This is a genomic window from Arthrobacter sp. NPDC055585 (genome assembly GCF_053619115.1).
Window position 1 is genome coordinate 211675 of the sequence record NZ_JBSHIT010000001.1, and the last position, 17352, is coordinate 229026.

The 17352-nt window shown below is 66.4% G+C and carries 13 protein-coding genes and 1 tRNA gene; 4 read left to right on the forward strand and 10 right to left on the reverse strand.

Annotated features, from left to right (window positions below; translation table 11 throughout):
* Positions 1-193: 193 nt before the first annotated feature.
* The 5 genes from pth to ACWGQ2_RS00870 form a co-directional block, all read right to left on the reverse strand.
* Entirely contained in the window at positions 194-778 is a 585-nt protein-coding gene (gene pth / locus ACWGQ2_RS00850; protein WP_452013337.1) for an aminoacyl-tRNA hydrolase, read from the reverse strand.
* A 6-nt stretch (positions 779-784) separates the two neighbouring features.
* Positions 785-1390, reverse strand: coding sequence for a 50S ribosomal protein L25/general stress protein Ctc (locus tag ACWGQ2_RS00855; protein ID WP_452013339.1), 606 nt, complete (start codon positions 1388-1390; stop codon positions 785-787).
* 325 nt (positions 1391-1715) lie between these two features.
* The gene (locus ACWGQ2_RS00860; protein ID WP_452013342.1) at positions 1716-2699 is read right to left on the reverse strand and encodes a ribose-phosphate diphosphokinase; all 984 of its coding nucleotides are present in this window, start codon (positions 2697-2699) and stop codon (positions 1716-1718) included.
* Complete coding sequence (gene glmU / locus ACWGQ2_RS00865; protein WP_452014458.1) at positions 2696-4207, reverse strand: bifunctional UDP-N-acetylglucosamine diphosphorylase/glucosamine-1-phosphate N-acetyltransferase GlmU; 1512 nt, start codon at positions 4205-4207, stop codon at positions 2696-2698. Before glmU ends, ACWGQ2_RS00860 begins: the two co-directional genes overlap by 4 nt.
* An 82-nt stretch (positions 4208-4289) precedes the next feature.
* A tRNA-Gln gene (locus ACWGQ2_RS00870) sits at positions 4290-4361 on the reverse strand.
* A 152-nt stretch (positions 4362-4513) separates the two neighbouring features.
* Between ACWGQ2_RS00870 and ACWGQ2_RS00875 the strand changes: the two genes are divergently transcribed.
* Both ACWGQ2_RS00875 and ACWGQ2_RS00880 read left to right on the forward strand, forming a co-directional pair.
* Positions 4514-5572 carry a TetR family transcriptional regulator gene (locus ACWGQ2_RS00875; RefSeq protein WP_452013344.1) on the forward strand — a complete coding sequence of 353 codons (1059 nt, stop codon included), beginning with the start codon at positions 4514-4516 and terminating at the stop codon, positions 5570-5572.
* A gap of 162 nt (positions 5573-5734) precedes the next feature.
* The gene (locus ACWGQ2_RS00880; RefSeq protein WP_452013346.1) at positions 5735-8542 is read left to right on the forward strand and encodes an FG-GAP-like repeat-containing protein; all 2808 of its coding nucleotides are present in this window, start codon (positions 5735-5737) and stop codon (positions 8540-8542) included.
* Between the two features lie 25 nt (positions 8543-8567).
* Here the strand turns inward: ACWGQ2_RS00880 and ACWGQ2_RS00885 are convergent, their stop codons facing one another.
* From ACWGQ2_RS00885 to rsmA, 3 genes are read right to left on the reverse strand one after another with little or no spacing between them, the layout of a single operon-like run.
* Positions 8568-10427, reverse strand: coding sequence for an ABC-F family ATP-binding cassette domain-containing protein (locus ACWGQ2_RS00885; protein ID WP_452013349.1), 1860 nt, complete (start codon positions 10425-10427; stop codon positions 8568-8570).
* Between the two features lie 23 nt (positions 10428-10450).
* Positions 10451-11422 (reverse strand): 4-(cytidine 5'-diphospho)-2-C-methyl-D-erythritol kinase, encoded by a 972-nt coding sequence (locus tag ACWGQ2_RS00890; RefSeq protein WP_452013351.1) that lies wholly within the window; start codon positions 11420-11422, stop codon positions 10451-10453.
* Entirely contained in the window at positions 11419-12297 is an 879-nt protein-coding gene (rsmA, locus tag ACWGQ2_RS00895) for a 16S rRNA (adenine(1518)-N(6)/adenine(1519)-N(6))-dimethyltransferase RsmA (protein ID WP_452013354.1), read from the reverse strand. The genes ACWGQ2_RS00890 and rsmA overlap by 4 nt, the downstream gene beginning before the upstream one ends.
* Positions 12298-12628: 331 nt before the next feature.
* Here rsmA and ACWGQ2_RS00900 point away from each other — a divergent pair, with 331 nt between their 5' ends.
* Complete coding sequence (locus ACWGQ2_RS00900) at positions 12629-13765, forward strand: helix-turn-helix domain-containing protein (protein ID WP_452013357.1); 1137 nt, start codon at positions 12629-12631, stop codon at positions 13763-13765.
* Between the two features lie 50 nt (positions 13766-13815).
* Here ACWGQ2_RS00900 and ACWGQ2_RS00905 read toward each other — a convergent pair whose 3' ends face one another.
* Positions 13816-14940: a ubiquitin-like domain-containing protein gene (locus ACWGQ2_RS00905; protein ID WP_452013360.1), complete on the reverse strand. Its 1125-nt coding sequence runs from the start codon at positions 14938-14940 to the stop codon at positions 13816-13818.
* A 260-nt stretch (positions 14941-15200) separates the two neighbouring features.
* The gene (locus tag ACWGQ2_RS00910) at positions 15201-16118 is read right to left on the reverse strand and encodes a TatD family hydrolase (protein WP_452013363.1); all 918 of its coding nucleotides are present in this window, start codon (positions 16116-16118) and stop codon (positions 15201-15203) included.
* Between the two features lie 178 nt (positions 16119-16296).
* Here ACWGQ2_RS00910 and ACWGQ2_RS00915 point away from each other — a divergent pair, with 178 nt between their 5' ends.
* Positions 16297-17352, forward strand: coding sequence for an AAA family ATPase (locus tag ACWGQ2_RS00915; protein WP_452013366.1), 1056 nt, complete (start codon positions 16297-16299; stop codon positions 17350-17352).

Sequence of the window (17352 nt, forward strand, 5' to 3'; positions counted from 1 at the left end):
CGGCGCCGGGATGGGGGTGGCCCAGTCTCGGAGGCCTCCCGACGCCGGCCCCGCTTCAGGAGCCCGAAGGCTACCGCCAGTCTAGGCCTGCGCCATGACCCAAACAATGCCTTTTGGGGCGCACTCCGGCACGGGTCTTATACCTGAATATCGCCGCTCGGTTACTCGTATGGAACGGCTGCTGCGTCCGGTTCTAGGCCGCGCCGTGGAACTTCTGCTGCGCGGCAAGCAGACCGTCGGAAAGCAGCAGCTCAACCGCATCCGCGCCGTCGGAAACCAGGAAAGGCAGTTCCTTGGATTCCGCCGTGCCGAAGTCCTTCAGCACCCAGTCAGCGGTGTCCATCCGGCCCGGAGGCCGGCCCACCCCTACCCGCACCCGCAGGTAGTCCTTGGTGCCCAAAGCCTTGCTAATGTCACGAAGCCCGTTATGCCCGCCTTCGCCGCCGCCGAGCTTGAGCTTGACGGAGTTGAACGGAATGTCGATTTCGTCATGCACGGCAACGACGTTCTCCGGTTCGATCCCGTAGAAGCGCGCCAGCGCTGAGACCGGTCCGCCGGAGAGGTTCATGTACGTGAGCGGCTTCGCCAGGATGACGCGGGGTCCGCCGATGCCGATCCGGCCTTCCAGGACCTGTGCACGGGACTTGTGCGACTTGAACCTGCCGCCCATGCGGGAGGCGAGTTCGTCCAGGACCATCTGGCCTACATTGTGCCGGTTACGGCTGTAGCCGGGCCCGGGATTCCCGAGCCCGGCTACAAGCCAGGTGTTGCTGGTCAAAAAGGACTACGCCTCTTCGGAAGCGGCCGGTGCGGCTGCTTCTTCTTCGCCTTCGCCTGCACCCAGATCCTGTACAGCGGACTCGGAGATGTTGATGACCATGGTCTCGGGATCGAGCAGCAGTTCGACGCCGGCCGGCAGTTCCAGGTCCTTGGCGTAGATGTGCTCGCCGGCCGTGCGGCCTTCAATGCTGACCGTGATGGTCTCCGGCAGGTTGGTGGCGTCTGCGGAGACGAGGACCGTGTTGGCTTCCTGGTTGTAGACCGAGGAGCCCGGTGCCAGTTCGCCTTCTACGTGGACGTTGACCTCAACCTCAACCTTTTCGCCCTTGCGGACGGTCAGGAGGTCGATGTGCTCGATGATCTGCTTGATCGGGTCGCGCTGGATGTCCTTGGCCAGGGCCAGGTGGCCTTCGCCGTCGACGTCGATTTCCAGCAGGGCGTTCGGGGTGCGGACAGCCAGCGTGGTTGCCTTGGCGGGCAGCAGGATGTGCATGACATCGGCGCCGTGGCCGTAGATGACTGCGGGGATCTTGCCGGCGGCGCGGGCCTTGCGGGCTGCACCCTTGCCGAAGTCGGTGCGGGTGGTGGCTGCGAGCTTCTGCTCAGACATTGCAAACTCCTGTGATGGTTCTTCCGGGATTTCAGTTGCCTATTCGGCGCCGGTATCGGAACGAACCAGCTGCATCGTCTGCGCCGGTCATCAGAAACTGATCAGAGCGCGTGCAGTTGAGAAGTTGCCAGCCACCGTCGATAACGGAGTGCCTCCGGGATAATCCGGGGCCTCCCTCGCCTAGGCATCGGACACAATCCTACCAGCAACCCGGCGTCGGACGTTCCGCCCTGCTCCTCCCCAACCGCCGAGAGGCCAGTTGCGGCTGGTTTGAGCGCTCAAACCGGCCGTAACTGGCCTCTCGATGAAAAGGAACTGCCGCTAATTAGGCCTTGCCGTCGAACAGGCTGGTGACTGAACCGTCTTCGAAGACCTCGCGGATGGCGCGGGCGATCAGCGGGGCGATGGAGAGCACGGTGAGCTGCTCGAAGCGCTTGTTGACGGGGATCGGCAGGGTGTTGGTGACCACTACTTCGCGGGCACCGGACTCGGCCAGGGTGCGTGCTGCCGGATCTGAGAACACGGCGTGGGTGGCGGCGATGATGACGTCCTTCGCACCAGCTTCCTTGAGCACACGCACTGCACCGGCGATCGTTCCGCCGGTGTCGATCATGTCATCGATCAGCACGCAGGTGCGGCCCTCGATCTGGCCCACAACCTGCTTGGAAACAGCCTGGTTGGGCACGGTCAGGTCACGGCTCTTGTGCACGAATGCCAGCGGGGCACCGCCCAGGCGCTCGGCCCACTGCTCGGCGACGCGGACGCGGCCGGTGTCCGGGGAAACCACGGTGACGTTGGAGACGTCCACGCGGGTCCGGATGTAATCGGCCAGCAGCGGGATGGCCATCAGGTGGTCCACCGGGCCGTCGAAGAAGCCCTGGATCTGCGAGGTGTGCAGGTCAACGCTCATGATGCGGTCTGCACCGGCGGTCTTGTACAGGTCTGCCACCAGGCGGGCGGAGATCGGCTCGCGGCCGCGGCCCTTCTTGTCCTGGCGGGCGTACGGGTAGAACGGGGAAACAACGGTGATGCGCTGGGCCGAGGCACGCTTGAGTGCGTCGATCATGATCAGCTGTTCCATCAGCCAGTTGTTCAGCGGTGCCGGGTGGGCCTGGATGACAAAAACATCCTTGCCGCGCACGCTCTCGCCCGGACGCACGTAGATCTCGCCGTTGGCGAAGTCATAGGCAGCGAGCGGCAGCAGCTCCGTGTCGAGGCACTTGGCCACTTCCTCCGCCAGCTCAGGGTGTGCCCGTCCTGATGCTAGGACAAGCCTTTTTTCACCTTGTGCGGTGATTACGCTGCTCATGACTGTTCGCTTTCTCGCGTGGGGATATCAGTACCGGAGAGGGAAGTCTGTGTCTGGGCGCGCTCGGCAGCCTGTGCTGCAGCGGAGCCGGGGCGGTTAGCCGACACCCAGTTCTCGAGGTTGCGCTGCGGTGCCACGTTGATGGCCAGCGAGCCCGCCGGAACGTCCTTGCGGATCACCGTTCCAGCTCCACTGTACGCCCCGTCCCCCACGGTGACGGGCGCCACATACATGTTGTCGCTGCCCATCCGTACGTGCGATCCGACCGTGGTGTGGTGCTTGTTTTCGCCGTCGTAGTTGACGAAAACCGAGGCTGCACCGATGTTCGAGTACTCGCCGATGGTGGCGTCCCCCACATAGGAAAGGTGCGGAACTTTGGAGCCGGTGCCGATCTGCGCGTTTTTGGTCTCCACGAACGTGCCGATCTTCCCGCGCTCACCCAGCTGTGTGCCCGGGCGAAGGTAGGCAAAGGGTCCGACGTCGGCGCCCGCGCCAATCACTGCGTCGGATCCGTGAGTGCGGATCACCTTTGCGCCTTCGCCGATCACCACGTTGGTGAGGGTGGTATCCGGGCCGACGACGGCGTCGCGCGCCACCGTGGTGGTGCCGTGCAGCTGGGTGCCGGGCAGGATGGTGACGTCTTCGTCCAGGGTGACGGTTGAGTCGATCCAGGTGGTAGCCGGGTCCACGACCGTGACGCCGGCACGCATCCAGCGGGTCAGGTTCCGGCGGTTGTGCTCGGCATTCAGGGCTGCCAGCTGCACGCGGTCATTGGCGCCTTCAACCTGCCACTGGTCAGTGGTTTCAACTGCAGCGACGCGTCCGCCTGCTGCCCGGGCAATGGCCAGGACGTCGGTCAGATACATCTCGCCCTGGGCGTTGTCGGTACTGACCGAGGCAAGGGCCGAACGCAGCACGGCGGCGTCGAAGGCGTAAATGCCGGAGTTGATTTCGTTCACTGCCAGCTGTTCGGCCGTGGCATCTTTCTGCTCCACGATTCCGGTAACGGTTCCGTCTTCGGCACGCAGTACCCGGCCGTAGCCGGTGGGATCGGCAACACGGGCGGTGAGAACCGTGACGGCGTTGGAGTCCACGTTGTGCACGGCCACCAGTTCGCGCAGCGTGCCCGCATCCAGCAGCGGCACGTCGCCGTAGGTCACCACAACGGTCCCATCCAGCGGGGTCAGGGCGTCGATGGCTGCAACAGCGGCCTGGACGGCACGTCCGGTGCCGGGAACCTCGTCCTGGTCAACAATCATGGCGCCGGGCATCAGAGAGGCGATGTGGGAGGCGACCTGGTCCCGCTCGTGGCGCACAACGACGGCGAGGGTGCGCGGGTGCAGGGCGTCCGCGGCGTTCAGGGCATGCCCCACCATGGAGATGCCGCCCACGGGATGGAGGATCTTGGGGGTGCGGGACTTCATCCTGGTACCTGCTCCGGCTGCGAGGACGATAACCGCGGCAGGTGCGGCGCCTTCGTTCGGTCCGGTTTCCTGCGTATCCTGCATGCTCACGAAAAGGCGCTCCTACACGTTGTCCGGCCACGGCCCGGGGCTGTCCCCCTGCTCGCCGCGCGGCTGCTTCCCAGCGTTCCGCCCATAGGATTCGAACCTATACTCCACGGCTCCAAAGGCCGGGGTGCTGCCGTTACACCAGGGCGGAAAATGTGTGGCTGATGCCGCACACAAGAGTCCAGTTTGCCATGCCCGAACCCTGCTCCGCGACTCGGGTCACCTGCGGCTCGCGGGGCGGTTAGCGCCGATGCGTAGACTGGGACAGTGGCGAGAATAACAACTGCGCGGTCACGGCCGCGTATGACAGGAGTCCAGCGGCGGGCCCAGCTGATCGGCGTCGCCCGTTCACTTTTCGCTCTCCGTGGACTCGAAGGCGCGACCATCGAGGACATTGCAGCTGGAGCCGGCGTCTCCAAGCCCGTGGTCTACGAACACTTCGGGTCCAAGGAAGCGCTCTATACCGAAGTTGTGGACACTGAGTTCGACCGGCTGCTCGCGGCTATCACGGAAGCTCTCGGCGCCGACGCCGGGCCCCGGGTGCTGCTGGAACGCGCGGCCTACTCGCTGCTTGACTACATCGAGAACCACACCGACGGGTTCCGGATCCTGGTTCGGGATGCTCCCCCGTCGCAGCCCGAAGGCACCTTCTCCACCCTGCTTTCCCGCATCGCCGCCGACGTGGAGCACATTCTCTCCAAGGAATTCGGCAGCCGCGGCCTGAGCGCCGAAGTGGGCGGAATGTACGCGCAGATGCTGGTGGGGATGGTCGCCATGACCGGGCAGTGGTGGCTGGATGCGCGCACCCCGGACAAGGCCACGGTGGCGGCGCATCTGGTGAACCTGTCCTGGAACGGCCTCACCGGACTGCAGAAAGAACCGGCACTGGGCCACATTGCCGGCGGGGGAACTCCGCTGGTGCTTACCCTTTCAGCCGTCCTGGTCCGAGACAGCGACGGGCGGATCCTGCTGGTCCGCAAACGCGGCACCCGGAAGTTTATGCAGCCCGGAGGGAAGCTGGAAGCCGGAGAGGATTTCCGCTCGGCTGCTGCCCGCGAAGTGAACGAGGAGCTGGGCCTCGCAGTGACGCCCGGCGACCTCGCGGACATCGGCCGCTGGTATGGTCCGGCGGCCAACGAGGCGAATACCTATATTGATGCCGGGCTGTTCGCGCTCAGTCTTCCGGGCCCGTATGGAACCGGGAGCACACCGGCGCCGGAAGCTACCGCGGAAATCGAGGAGACGCTCTGGGTCACGCCGGCGGAGGCGTTCGCCCGCAATGACATTTCGCCGCTGCTGCGTGACCACGTACTGCCCGAACTGCTGGCCTCCGAAGGGTCTGAACGGCCCCTCACCGGCTGAGAACCGGCGGCATTGAGCTGCCTTGGACGGGCGAAGGGCCTGCGGACGGCGAGAAAATGTGTGCCTGGCTGCCGGTGCCTGCGGCCTCTTCTGTTCTCCCCCGCGGAACCTGCGTGGTAGGCCTGCGTCTATTCCGGCCGAGCCCTCCGTGAGGGGAATCCAATGCGACTTCCAGCCACCGCCACCCGCCGATCAGTTCTCTCCCTCGCCGCAGTCTCCGGCGTTCTGGCAGTCACTGCTCCACCACTTCCAGCCTTTGAAATAGCCCCGGACGGCACTGGGTTCGCGGTCAACCCGGACGCAGAGCCATCGTTGCGGGCGGTGTTCCCCGGGGCGGGCATTAAGCGGGTCTACAAGGATGTCTTCCGATCCACCACGTTTCAGGAGATGCTTCTCGTTTCCGATCCCGGGGGCGTTCCAAAGCTCATCACCACAACAACGGGCAGCAACAACCAGTTCCAGGTCCTTGACGCGGCCACCGGCAAACGGGAATACGTTTCGCCCCCGGTCGAAGGGGGGATCGCGGCCTATCTCCTGTGGGACCCGGGGCGCCGGACCGTTTATGCAGCCAACGACGGTGAGCTCCTCGCCTGGACTTTCCAGAGCCGGAAGCTGGTTTCGCTGGGCCAGGCGGCGCCGTCTGCCTCGGCTCTTTACGGCTTTGATCTCGACGCCTCCGGGCGGGTTTGGGGCGGATCGTTCCCGGACGGCATCATCTGGAGCTACGACCCCGCAGCGAAGAGATTTGCCTCCTACCCGGCGATAGACGAGCGGACGGACTACGTCAGGGCGGTGGGGGTCTGGAAGGACACTGTCTTCGCCGGAACAGGGTCCATAGATCCCCGGATCGTGTCTTTTCCCACCGGAGCGCCGCGGAGCCGCAAAATCATTGAGCTTCCGGACGGCGGGCCCTCCGGATTCGTCTTCCGCATCCTGGTGCGGGGGGACAAAGTCTTTGTCATCGCCGAGGACAGCACCAACACGTCCCACTGCTACATCTATAACCCGGTCAAAAGCCGCTGGGAGGGCGAGCTGGAGTCTGCCTCCCGGGCTTTTTCCGACGGCGGCGGCAACATCACCTGGCACGCTGCACGGTCTCTGCTGATACGCAGGGACACCACAACCATGTCCGAACAGGTCCTATGCCCCGTCAATATTTCGCTGGTGCGGTCCATTCTCGTTTCCGGAGACAAGATCTTCGCGGCCGGAGAGCATGCAGGAGCCCCGGTTGTAGCTGAGTACTCGATCAGCAAAAAGAAAGAGACGCGGCGGGTCCGCCCCGCGGTCCTGAGCGGGTCTCTGGCGATCCAGTCCCTTATCGGATCGGACCACGGTCTCCTGTACCTCGGCGGTTATCAGGGCGACGGGCTCGCTTCCCTAAACCCTGTGACCGATGCACGCTGGCGGTCCTCCAATACCACCGGCGTCGCCCAAATCGAGCACCTGATGCAGTACGACAGGAACCGCCTCTACCTGGGATCCTACGGTTCGGCGAAACTCTTCTCCTTTGACAGGTCCCGCATTTCCGAGGGCGACGCCGCGTTCACCCGCATCACCACGCTGCGAGATCCGTACATGCAGTCCCGGCCCTTCGCGTGGGCTGCAGCCGGAGGCAAGGTCCTGGCTGGAACGGTTCCGGAGTTTGGTTTGCGGGGCGGCGCGCTGGCGCACATTGACCCAGTGGCAAACCGGCTGGGAAAAGTCATTGCCAGGATCATTCCCGAACAGTCCGTCGTGGGACTGGCAGGGTACGGTGACACTGCCTACGGAACCACGTCCGCGCGTGGAGGATACGGTGCTGCAGATTATCTTGGCGACGCCTGCGTCTTCGCCTACAACGCCCGAACGGAGAAGATGCTCTGGGTCTCGTATCTGAAGGGCACAAGGGACATCTACTCCCCCATTCTGCTCGGCGGGGTTTTGTACGTGGCCACCGTCAACGGTCTCCTGGCCCTCGACCCGGCGACCGGCAAACTTCGTGACACCCTGTCCCTGCGGGACCGCACCGGCCGCCCCGGATATCAAAGCGTCCGCGCCCTGCGGGTTCCCGGCACCACAAAAATCATTCACAGCTGGGGCGGGATCGTCTCATTGATCGACGTCGGAGCACGCACACGGTCCGTCCTGCAGAGCACAGACGCCGGCACGCAGCTCGCCGTTATGCCGGACGGACGCGTGTTCGTGTCGTACCAGAGCAACCACATTGCTGAGCTGTCCATGAGCCGCAGCCCCCTGGTGCTCACCTTCGCCGATCTGGTTACCATCAACGCTTCGGGCGACCTTATGGTTGCCCGCTCAAACGGCGGAGGCGGCTATGGACCGGCCGAACGGCGGGCTACAGGATTCAATGCCGGGACCATCCTCAGCTTCCATGTCACCGACTGGAACGGGGACGGCATTCCGGACATCCTGGTGCAGCGGCGCAGCGGCGTGCTGGAGATACGGCTCGGGCGGGCGGATGGCGGGTTTGACGGTCCGGTCACCGTCGCTACGGGGTGGTCTGCCAAGCGGCTGGCCGTCGGACCGTGGACGAGCAGCATGTACCCTACGGTCATCGGGGTCAGCTCTGCCGGGGAGGTGCGCAGGCACCCGGTGGGGGCCTCCGGCGCCATTGGGTCCGGTTATGTCCTGGGCAGCGGTTGGAAGAACCGCGACATCACCATGATCGATCTGGGCGGTTCCGGACTGCAGGGACTCCTGGGCAGGTCCGGCGCCAGACTCTACTTCCAGCAGTCAAACGGCAAGGGTGCCTTCCAGGGAACCCAGAAACTGGTCGCCTCGGCCGGGTGGAGCGACGCCATAGCCTTGGCATCAGTGACGGCCCACTTCCGGGACCGCAGCGGGCTGCTGTCGGTTAAAGGCAGCGGAGCACTGCAGTACATCAGTGCCCAGGGCACCGGCTTTGCCGGAATCATCAACTATCCCCTGAACCTGCGGACCTCGTTCCTGGCCGGATCCCCTAAGCTCTAGTCCAGCCCCAGCTCCAGCGGAGACGCTACTCGAGGATCTCCGAGGCTTCGAGCCACTGCATTTCAAGTTCCTCCTGCTCGGCGGCGACAGCCTGCAGCTTGGCGTTCAGCTCAGCAAGCACCTCAAAGTCCGGGCTGCCGCCGGCAGTTTCCTTATTCATCTGCTCGTGGATCTTCTCCGACTGGCCGGCGAGCTTCGTCAGCTGCCGCTCAATCCGGGTGAGGTCCTTCCGGGCGTTGCGCTTGTCCGCTTCCGAGTACGCCGAGCCCGCTACAGCCGTGGCCACGGCGCCCGGGGCGGCGGCATCGGGCCGGGAGGCACCGGCCTGCGCGGCCCGGCTGGCCTGCGAGGAACTTCCGCCGCCGGCACCGGATGCCAGCGCTGCTTCGCGCAGTTCAAGATACTGGTCGACGCCGCCGGGCAGGTCCCTCAGCTTGCCGTCGCCAAGCAGCGCCATCTGGGTGTCAGTGACGCGCTCCAGCAGGTAGCGGTCGTGCGAGACGACCACCAGGGTTCCGGGCCAGCCGTCGAGCACGTCCTCCACCGCGGCCAGCGTGTCGGTATCGAGGTCGTTGGTCGGTTCGTCGAGCATGAGCACATTCGGCTCCCCCACCAGCAGGCGGAGCAGCTGCAGCCGCCGCCGCTCGCCGCCGGACAGTTCACGCACCGGCGTCCACTGCCGCTGGGAGCTGAAGCCCAGCTGCTCCACCAGCTGCCCGGCGGAGAGCTCGCGACCGCCCACGTTGAAGACGCGCTTTTCCTTCTCGATCACCTCGATGACCCGCAGGTCGGCGACCTCGTCCAGTTCACGGACTTCCTGGGTCAGCACGGCTGTCTGCACGGTCTTGCCGCGCTTCAGCCGGCCCGACGTCGGCTCAACAGTGCCGTTGAGCAGGCGCAGCAGCGTGGTCTTGCCGGCGCCGTTCACGCCCACGATGCCCAGCCGCTGCCCGGGAGCCAGCCGCAGGGTGATGTTCCGGAAGAGCTGGGTGTCCCCAAGCTCCAGGGAGACGTTCTCCAGGTCCAGAACGTCCTTGCCCAGCCGCGCCGTCGCCATCTTGTTCAGGGACAGCGTGTCCCGGGGCTCGGGCACGTCGGCAATCAGGGTGTTGGCGGCCTCGATGCGGAACTTCGGCTTCGAGGTCCGCGCGGGGGCACCGCGGCGCAGCCACGCAAGTTCCTTCTTGATCAGCTGCTGGCGCTTGCCCTCAACGACGGCAGCCATCCGGTCGCGTTCGGCGCGGGCCAGCACGTAGGCGGCGTAACCGCCGTCAAAGGGCTCGACGACGGCGTCGTGCACCTCCCAGGTGCGGGTGCAGACTTCGTCGAGGAACCATCGGTCGTGGGTGACCACCAGCAGTGCGCCGTCGGTGGCCCGCCAGCGCTGCTTCAGGTGCCGGGCCAGCCAGGCCACGCCTTCGACGTCGAGGTGGTTGGTGGGCTCGTCGAGCATGATGACGTCGTCGTCGCCCATCAGCAGCTTGGCCAGGGCAACGCGGCGGCGCTGGCCGCCGGAGAGGGAGGAGACCTGCGCGTTCCAGTCCACTTCCTGCACCAGGCCGCTCATGACGTCGCGGATCTTCGGGTCCGAAGCCCACTCGTAGTCCGCGGCGTCGCCGACGATTGCCTGCCCCACGGTGAGGTCGCCGTCGAGCACGTCCGACTGGTCCAGGTAGCCCACCGTGACGTCGCGGCGGCGGGTGACCCGGCCGCTGTCCGCGCTCTGCCGTTCGGCGAGCAGCCGCATGAGCGTGGATTTGCCGTCGCCGTTGCGGCCCACCATGCCGATCCGGTCCCCCTCGTCGAGCCCAAGGGAGACGGCGTCGAGGATGGTGCGGGTGCCAAAGGCGATGCTGAGGTTCTCAGCGCCAAGCAGGTGTGCCAATCGGAACTACTTTCGTCGGGTGTTCAGGTTTTGCTGGCCGTGGGCTGCGCCCCGGCAACGGGGCCGTGGACGGCCAGTGCGTTGTGCCCCTCGGACCGCAGCGCTGCTTCGAGCCGGGCTGCGGAGCCGGCGTCAGCGGCCAGGAAGGCCAGGGTGGGTCCGGAGCCGGATACGATCCCCGCGAGGGCGCCCAGGGCGCGTCCACGGTCCAGGACCCGCTCCAGCTCCGGTGCCAGAGACAGGGCCGCAGACTGCAGGTCATTAGTGATAACGCCGGCCAGTGCGGCGGCGTTCCCGGTGCGCAGCGCGTCCAGGACGCGCGGGTCGGCGGCGACGGGGTCCGGTGCCGGCGCAGCACCGACAGCCTGGGCTTCGGCCCGCAGGGCATCGAGCCGGCCGTAGACCGCCGGGGTGGACAGGCCCGATCCGGACGAGGCCACCAGGACCCAGTGCAGCGGGGTTTCCGCGGACACTTCGGTGAGCAGGTCGCCGACGCCAAGCCCGACGGCGGCGCCGCCTTCCAGGGCGAAGGGTACGTCCGCGCCCAGGCCGGCAGCCAGTGCGTTAAGTTCGGCAGAGTCCAGCCCGGTTCCCCACAGCAGGTTGCAGGCCAGCAGTGCGGCGGCGGCGTCGGCCGATCCGCCGCCCATCCCGCCGGCTACGGGGACGCGTTTGGTGATGGTCAAGTCCACAGCCGGATCGGCGATCCCCGCGTGCGCGGCAAGGGCAGCAGCAGCGCGGGCCACCAGGTTGTCCGGGCCCAGGGGAATGCCGTCCACCGGGATGCGCAGCGGACCGCCGCCTTCAACGGACACGGTGATGCCGGGGCTCCGAGGGGCCGCGGCAGTCACGTCTTCGCGCAGGCTCAGGGCGAGGTAGACGCTGGCCACGGCGTGGTACCCGTCAGGGCGCAGCGGACCAACCTGCAGCGACACATTGATCTTCCCGGGCGCGCTGACCGTCACGGCGCCCGGATTCCGTCCGGATGCGCTCACGATGCGGCTTTCGCCTCGGCTATCCGGGTGTAGGCGGCTATGTCCAGCACCTCACCGCGGGCACTGGGGTCCACGCCGGCGGCACGGAGCGCGGTTTCAGCTGCTGCAGGGCTGCCTGCCCAGCCGGCCAGGGCAGCACGCAGGGTCTTGCGGCGCTGCGCGAAGGCGGCGTCAATCACGGCGAAGACTTCCTCGCGGGTGGCGGTGGTGGCAGGCGGCTCGTGCCGTTCGAAGCCAACCAGGCCGGAGGCAATCTTAGGCGCCGGCCAGAAGACATTCATGCCGATGACGCCGGCCTTGCGCATGGTCCCGTACCAGGCTGCTTTCACGGAGGGGACGCCGTAGGTCTTGGACCCGGGCCGCGCGGCAAGCCTGTCCGCCACCTCGTCCTGGACCATGACCAGGCCGTGGCGGAGGCTGGGGAAGGTCTCCAGCAGGTGCAGGACCACCGGGACGGCAACGTTGTAGGGCAGGTTCGCCACCAGCGCGGTGGGCTCGGCCGGCAGCTCCGTGACGCGCATGGCATCGGCCAGGACCACGTGCAGGTTCTCTGCCTCTTCCGGGCGCCAGGTCTGCACCGTCTGCGGAAGGCGGGCGGCGAGCACCGGATCAATCTCCACCGCAACCACTTCGCGGGCGGCATCCAGCAGTCCCAGGGTCAGTGACCCCAGGCCGGGACCGACCTCCAGAACGGTTTCCTCCGGATCCACCGAGGCCGCAGCGACGATTCGGCGGATTGTGTTTCCGTCAATGACGAAGTTCTGGCCGAGGGTCTTGGTGGGACGAACGCCCAGTTCCTCCGCGAGCGCCCGGATATCGGAGGCGCCAAGGAGGGGTTTGGGCCGCGGAACGGGCGCGGAAACAGATTCAGTCACTGCCTCATACTAGCGCCCGGGACCGTCTCACCCTGAGCCGGGGAGCAAATGTGCTAGTCAGGCCAGTCCCCCACCGTCAGAGGAAAAGCCGGCGGAAACGGTGGCTTGAAAAGACTCATGGGATTCCTTCCGCGCTTTGGCTGTTGCTCTGCCGTTGCCGCAACCCGGGCTGTAGCGTCCTTGACCGCGGCTGATCCAAGTCTCGCGCACCGGGAGAACGGCGGTAACGGTCATGGGTGAAACCTTCGGGAAAAAACTCCGAACAACCCGGGAGAAGAGTCTCCTCAGCCGAAGGGACCTGGGCGCACCCGCACTGCGCGAAAGGGAAATTATGCTGCTGGAAACCGGACGGCGGGAGCCCGGCAGGGATGTGCTCGGGTACCTGGCCGCGCGTCTGGCAGCTGCGCAGGAAGGCCGCGCCCGTCCCGGCGGTGCGGATGGTTCCGTTTTCCTTGGCCTGGCTGCGGCGCAGGCCTGGGATGAACGCAGCTACTTCGCCTGCCTGGAAACGGCCGTGGCAGCAGCCTCGGCAGCACGTTCCGAGAGTGACGACCAGGGCTGGTGGGAACTGTCCCTGCTGGCCTGCAACGCACGCCTTCGACTGGGCCACTACCGGTTCTGTATCCAGCAGGCCTCCGCGCTGGCCCGGCATCCATTGGCGCGCAGCCGGCCGGAGCTGCGTTCCCAGGCGCAGGAACTGCTCGCCCGGGCCTGCCAGGGTGCAGGGCGGCTGCCGGCTGCCGTTCGGCACGGGCAGGAGGCAGTAGCTTCGGCGCAGGAAGGCACCGCCGGTTCCCAGGTGAGCCTCGCCGCCTATCTGTGCCTGGCCGCGGCCCTGACGGAGAGCGGACGGATCTCCCAGGCCTGGGAGTACTGCCAGGTGTTCCTCCTGCCGCTGGCTGAGTCCGTGCCGGACACCCTGCTGGCAGGCAAGGGATTCTGGACTGCCGGGAATGTCGCGTTCAGGCGGGGAGACACGGCCTCCGGAGTCCGGCTGCACCAGCGGGCCGCCGCGCTGCTCAGTCCCAAACTCGATGTAGGGCTGTGGGCCTCCTTCAACAAGGCATCGGCTAGCATGCGCCTGGCCTCCGGTCTTCACGATGAACAGACACTGGCCTGCATCCGGCAGGCAGAGGCAGCGCTCGCCGTTGTAGGCACCTCCCGCAGCGATGCCGTGGACCTGCTGCACGCCCATGGACGCTGGCAGCACCTCAGCGGCAACCATGCAGAGGCGGTGAACCTGCTTTCCGAAGCGTGGGACGGGCGCAGTGTCCTTTCTCCGCAGACGGCGGCTGAAGTGGCGCTTCTGCTGGGGCTGAGCCTGGCATCGCTGGGGCGGCACCGGGACGCAGCGGAACGGCTCCGGGAAAGCGAGTCGCTTTTCCGCCGGGCCGGAGCGGCGGACAGGTCCGGTCATGTCCGGGCGTTGTCCGCGAAGCTGCGCCCAGCGTCGGAGCATGCCCCGTAGAACGAAGAAGCCGGCCACAGGGGCCGGCTTCTTCGTTGCGGATGCGAAAGCTAGAGCAGTCCGAGCTTGCGGGCGCAGGACGGCCAGTGGCCCCAGCCGCCGTTGGCACGCAGGTTCTCTGCCACTGCGATCTGCTGTTCGGGCGTCGCTTCGCTGGCGACCGGTGCGTAGGCTCCGCCGCCGGCGCCGAGCCAGCTCTGGGTGCTGAACTGCAGCCCGCCGTAGTAGCCGTTGCCGCTGTTGATGTGCCAGTTCCCGCCGGATTCGCACTGGGCCAGGGCTGCCCAGGCACCGCCGGCCGGGGCCGTTCCACCGGGCGCAGCCGGGGCGGGGCGTTTTTTGGTGCCGACGGCGACGGTCTCCGCTACCGGCTCACGGGTGACATTTTCGCTGGCCAGCACCCGGCTGACTTCGCGGCCATCGACTACCACGGTATCGAAGACCAGGGTGCGCTCACCGGGGGTGCCGGGTTCGGTGACCTTCTTCTCGCCTTCGAAAAGCCCGGCGTCTTCCACGGTGCGGGTTTCGAAGGCAACCGGCTCCGTTACGGTGTCCTGGGTTCCGGAGACCACGCGGGTGACCTTCAGTGTCATGCCGTCGGCAACGCCGGACCGGGCCGGAACGGAGAGACGGTCAGAGGGGCCGACAGTAACGCCGGCTTCATCCAGCAGAGCGCCTACGGTTGACGCGGTGGTCTGGACCTGGACGGTCTTCCCGTCTGCGAGCACGGTGACGGTCTTGGGAGTTGAGATAGAGAGTCCCTGCAGTGAAAGCAGGGAGGTGTCCAGCGAAGCGGACACGGAAGACTTGGCGGAGACCCGCAGTTCGGAAATCAGGTCTGCCACCGTGGAGCCGGTGGTCTGGACGGTGTGGCCCGTGCCGTCCACGTTCACGTCCACGGTCTTGGCGGTGGTTACTTCGATCGTTGTTCCGTCCTGGACCTCGGTGTCCGGGCCGGGAACAACAAGGTCTGCTGCTGAGAGCTGGACGTCTGCCTTCTCAAGGACATCCTCAACGGTGCCGCCGAAGGTCATGATGTCGCTGGTTTCCCCGTCAACGCTGAGGACGACGGACTTGTTGGTGCCAACGAAGGCCACCAGCCCCAGGATGAGTGCCACCATCACAGCGGCCTGGCCGCCGAGCTTAAGCCCGCGCCTCACGATTGCAGTTGCCACGGAATTCCAAACTTTTCGAACTTCCGGGCACGGGGACTTGGGCGCACTCCAGGCAGGGCTCCGGGTCTCACGGAGTGCCGGCGTGCGCAGGCAGGGACCATCGCCGTCGTGGTAGTCCGGACTGCCCGAAGGCAGGACATGGTTCTCTAAGGCGGTGGTTATCAGTCCGGAAGCCTTCCCCGACCCCGGCTAATAGGTCCCTACCGTAACCGAACCGTGACCTCCGGGCAAATGCCAGTTTCGGCCTCCGGGATTGACACCTAGTTCCACGAGCCGTAAACGGCCCGTGTATTGGCGGCAATCGAGGTGCAGAGCTCGGCCAGGTCCGTGGCACGGATTTCGGCCATGGCCCGCACCGTATAAGGGATCATGTAGCTCGCGTTGTTACGCCCGCGGTACGGGTGCGGAGTCAGGAACGGAGCATCGGTTTCCACCAGCACCAAGGACGGATCCGCGATCGAGAGCGCGTCCCTGATCCCCTGGGCATTGCGGAAAGTCACGGTTCCGGCGAAGGACATGTACCACCCGTTTTCGTTGCAGATCCGGGCCAGATCAGCGTCCCCGGAGAAGCAGTGGAACACCACGGCCGGGGGAAGCTGCTCCTCCTTCAGGATCCGGACCACGTCATCATGCGCGTCGCGGTCATGGATCTGCACCGCGATGCCGGCGCGGCGGGCAATACCGATGTGCCGGCGGAAGGAGTACTGCTGGGCGTCCACGCCTTCCGGGCCCGTCCGGTAATAGTCCAGGCCGGTCTCCCCCACAGCCCGCACCCGCGGGCGGGCGGCGAGCGCCTCGATTTCATCGAGCGCCTCTTCCAGGGCTCCGGCGGCTGCCAGTTCGGGGGCATCGTTGGGATGGATGGCCACGGCAGCCAGCAGCCGCGGGTCTTCCTCTGCCAGCCGGGCAGCTTCCCGGGAGGACTCCAGATCGGTTCCCACCTGGACTGCCCCGTGTACGCCGGCGGCAGCAGCGGCGTCGAGCGCTGCGGAGACGCTCCGGGCGCCGGGCACGCCGAAATCCAGGTGCGTGTGGTTGTCCATCACCGGAACAGGCAGCGGCTCGGGCGCGGGTGCAAAGGCTTTTTCCGCGCTGCCGCCCTCATCCCGCCGGCTGTGGCCCCGGGCAAGGTAGGTCTGCGGTATTTCACCCGGAACGTATGCGCCGTCGATAGTCATGTCTTTAAGCCTAAGTGAGCTTGTACCCTGTACGTACTAAGTGCCCCGGCGGCTGCCGGGAACGGCTGCGGCGGGCCCCTGGCCCTGCCGTGCCGGGCGGGCAGCTGAAGGGGCACTCAACCGCCAGCCGGAGCCGCGCTTTCCTCCGGATGACTGCGCCGAGGCTTGGAAGGTATCCATGGACACTCGCAACACATCCGCTGCCACCGCCGGATTCGATGCTCCGGGAGCCGGTGCGCCGTTCGCCGGAAGCGCGGCAGAGGAGGCCGATTCCTTCCTGGCTGCCAGCACCCGCATCCTGGACGCCATCAACACCGTCATCGACGGCAAGGATGAAGCCGCCCGGCTGGTGCTGACGGTACTGCTGGCGGAGGGCCATGTGCTGCTCGAAGACGTACCCGGCGTCGGCAAGACCATGCTGGCGAAGACCCTGGCCCGGGCCGTTGACTGCTCGGTGACCCGCATCCAGTTCACCCCGGATCTGCTCCCCTCGGACGTCACGGGGGTGTCCATCTACAACCAGGATGCCCACCGCTTCGAATTCCGGCAGGGTCCGGTCTTCGCCAACATTGTGATCGGTGATGAGATCAACCGTGCCTCGGCCAAGACCCAGTCCGCGCTGCTGGAATGCATGGAGGAACGCCAGGTGACGGTCGACGGCGGCACCTACCGGCTGGCCGAGCCCTTTATGGTGGTGGCCACCCAGAACCCCCTGGAGATGGAGGGCACGTACGCCCTCCCCGAGGCACAGCGGGACCGCTTTATGGCCCGCATTTCGCTGGGCTACCCGGACACCGCCTCTGAGATTGAAATGTTGGAGACCCATCAGTCCGTTTCCCCGCTGGACTCGATCGTTCCGGTCGCTTCGGTACGGGACATCGCCGCGATGACCGCACGGGTGCGGGACGTTTACGTCTCCGCCGCAGTCAAGGAGTACACGGTGGCCATTGGCGCAGCTACCCGGGAACACCCGCTCATCCGCCTGGGCGCCAGCCCCCGCGCGCTGCTGCAGCTGCTCCGCGCGTCCAAGGCCCGTGCCGCACTGGAAGGCAGGGACTTTGTCCTGCCCGACGACGTCGCCCGCCTGGCCGGTTCGGTGCTGCCTCACCGGCTGATCCTGGAGCGCAAGGCGCTCAGCGCCGGGGACACTCCCGCGTCGCTGCTGGCCGCAATCCTGTCCAAGGTTCCCGTGCCGCGGCCTGCCGGTGCCCGTCCCGGAATGGTCCGGCCGTAG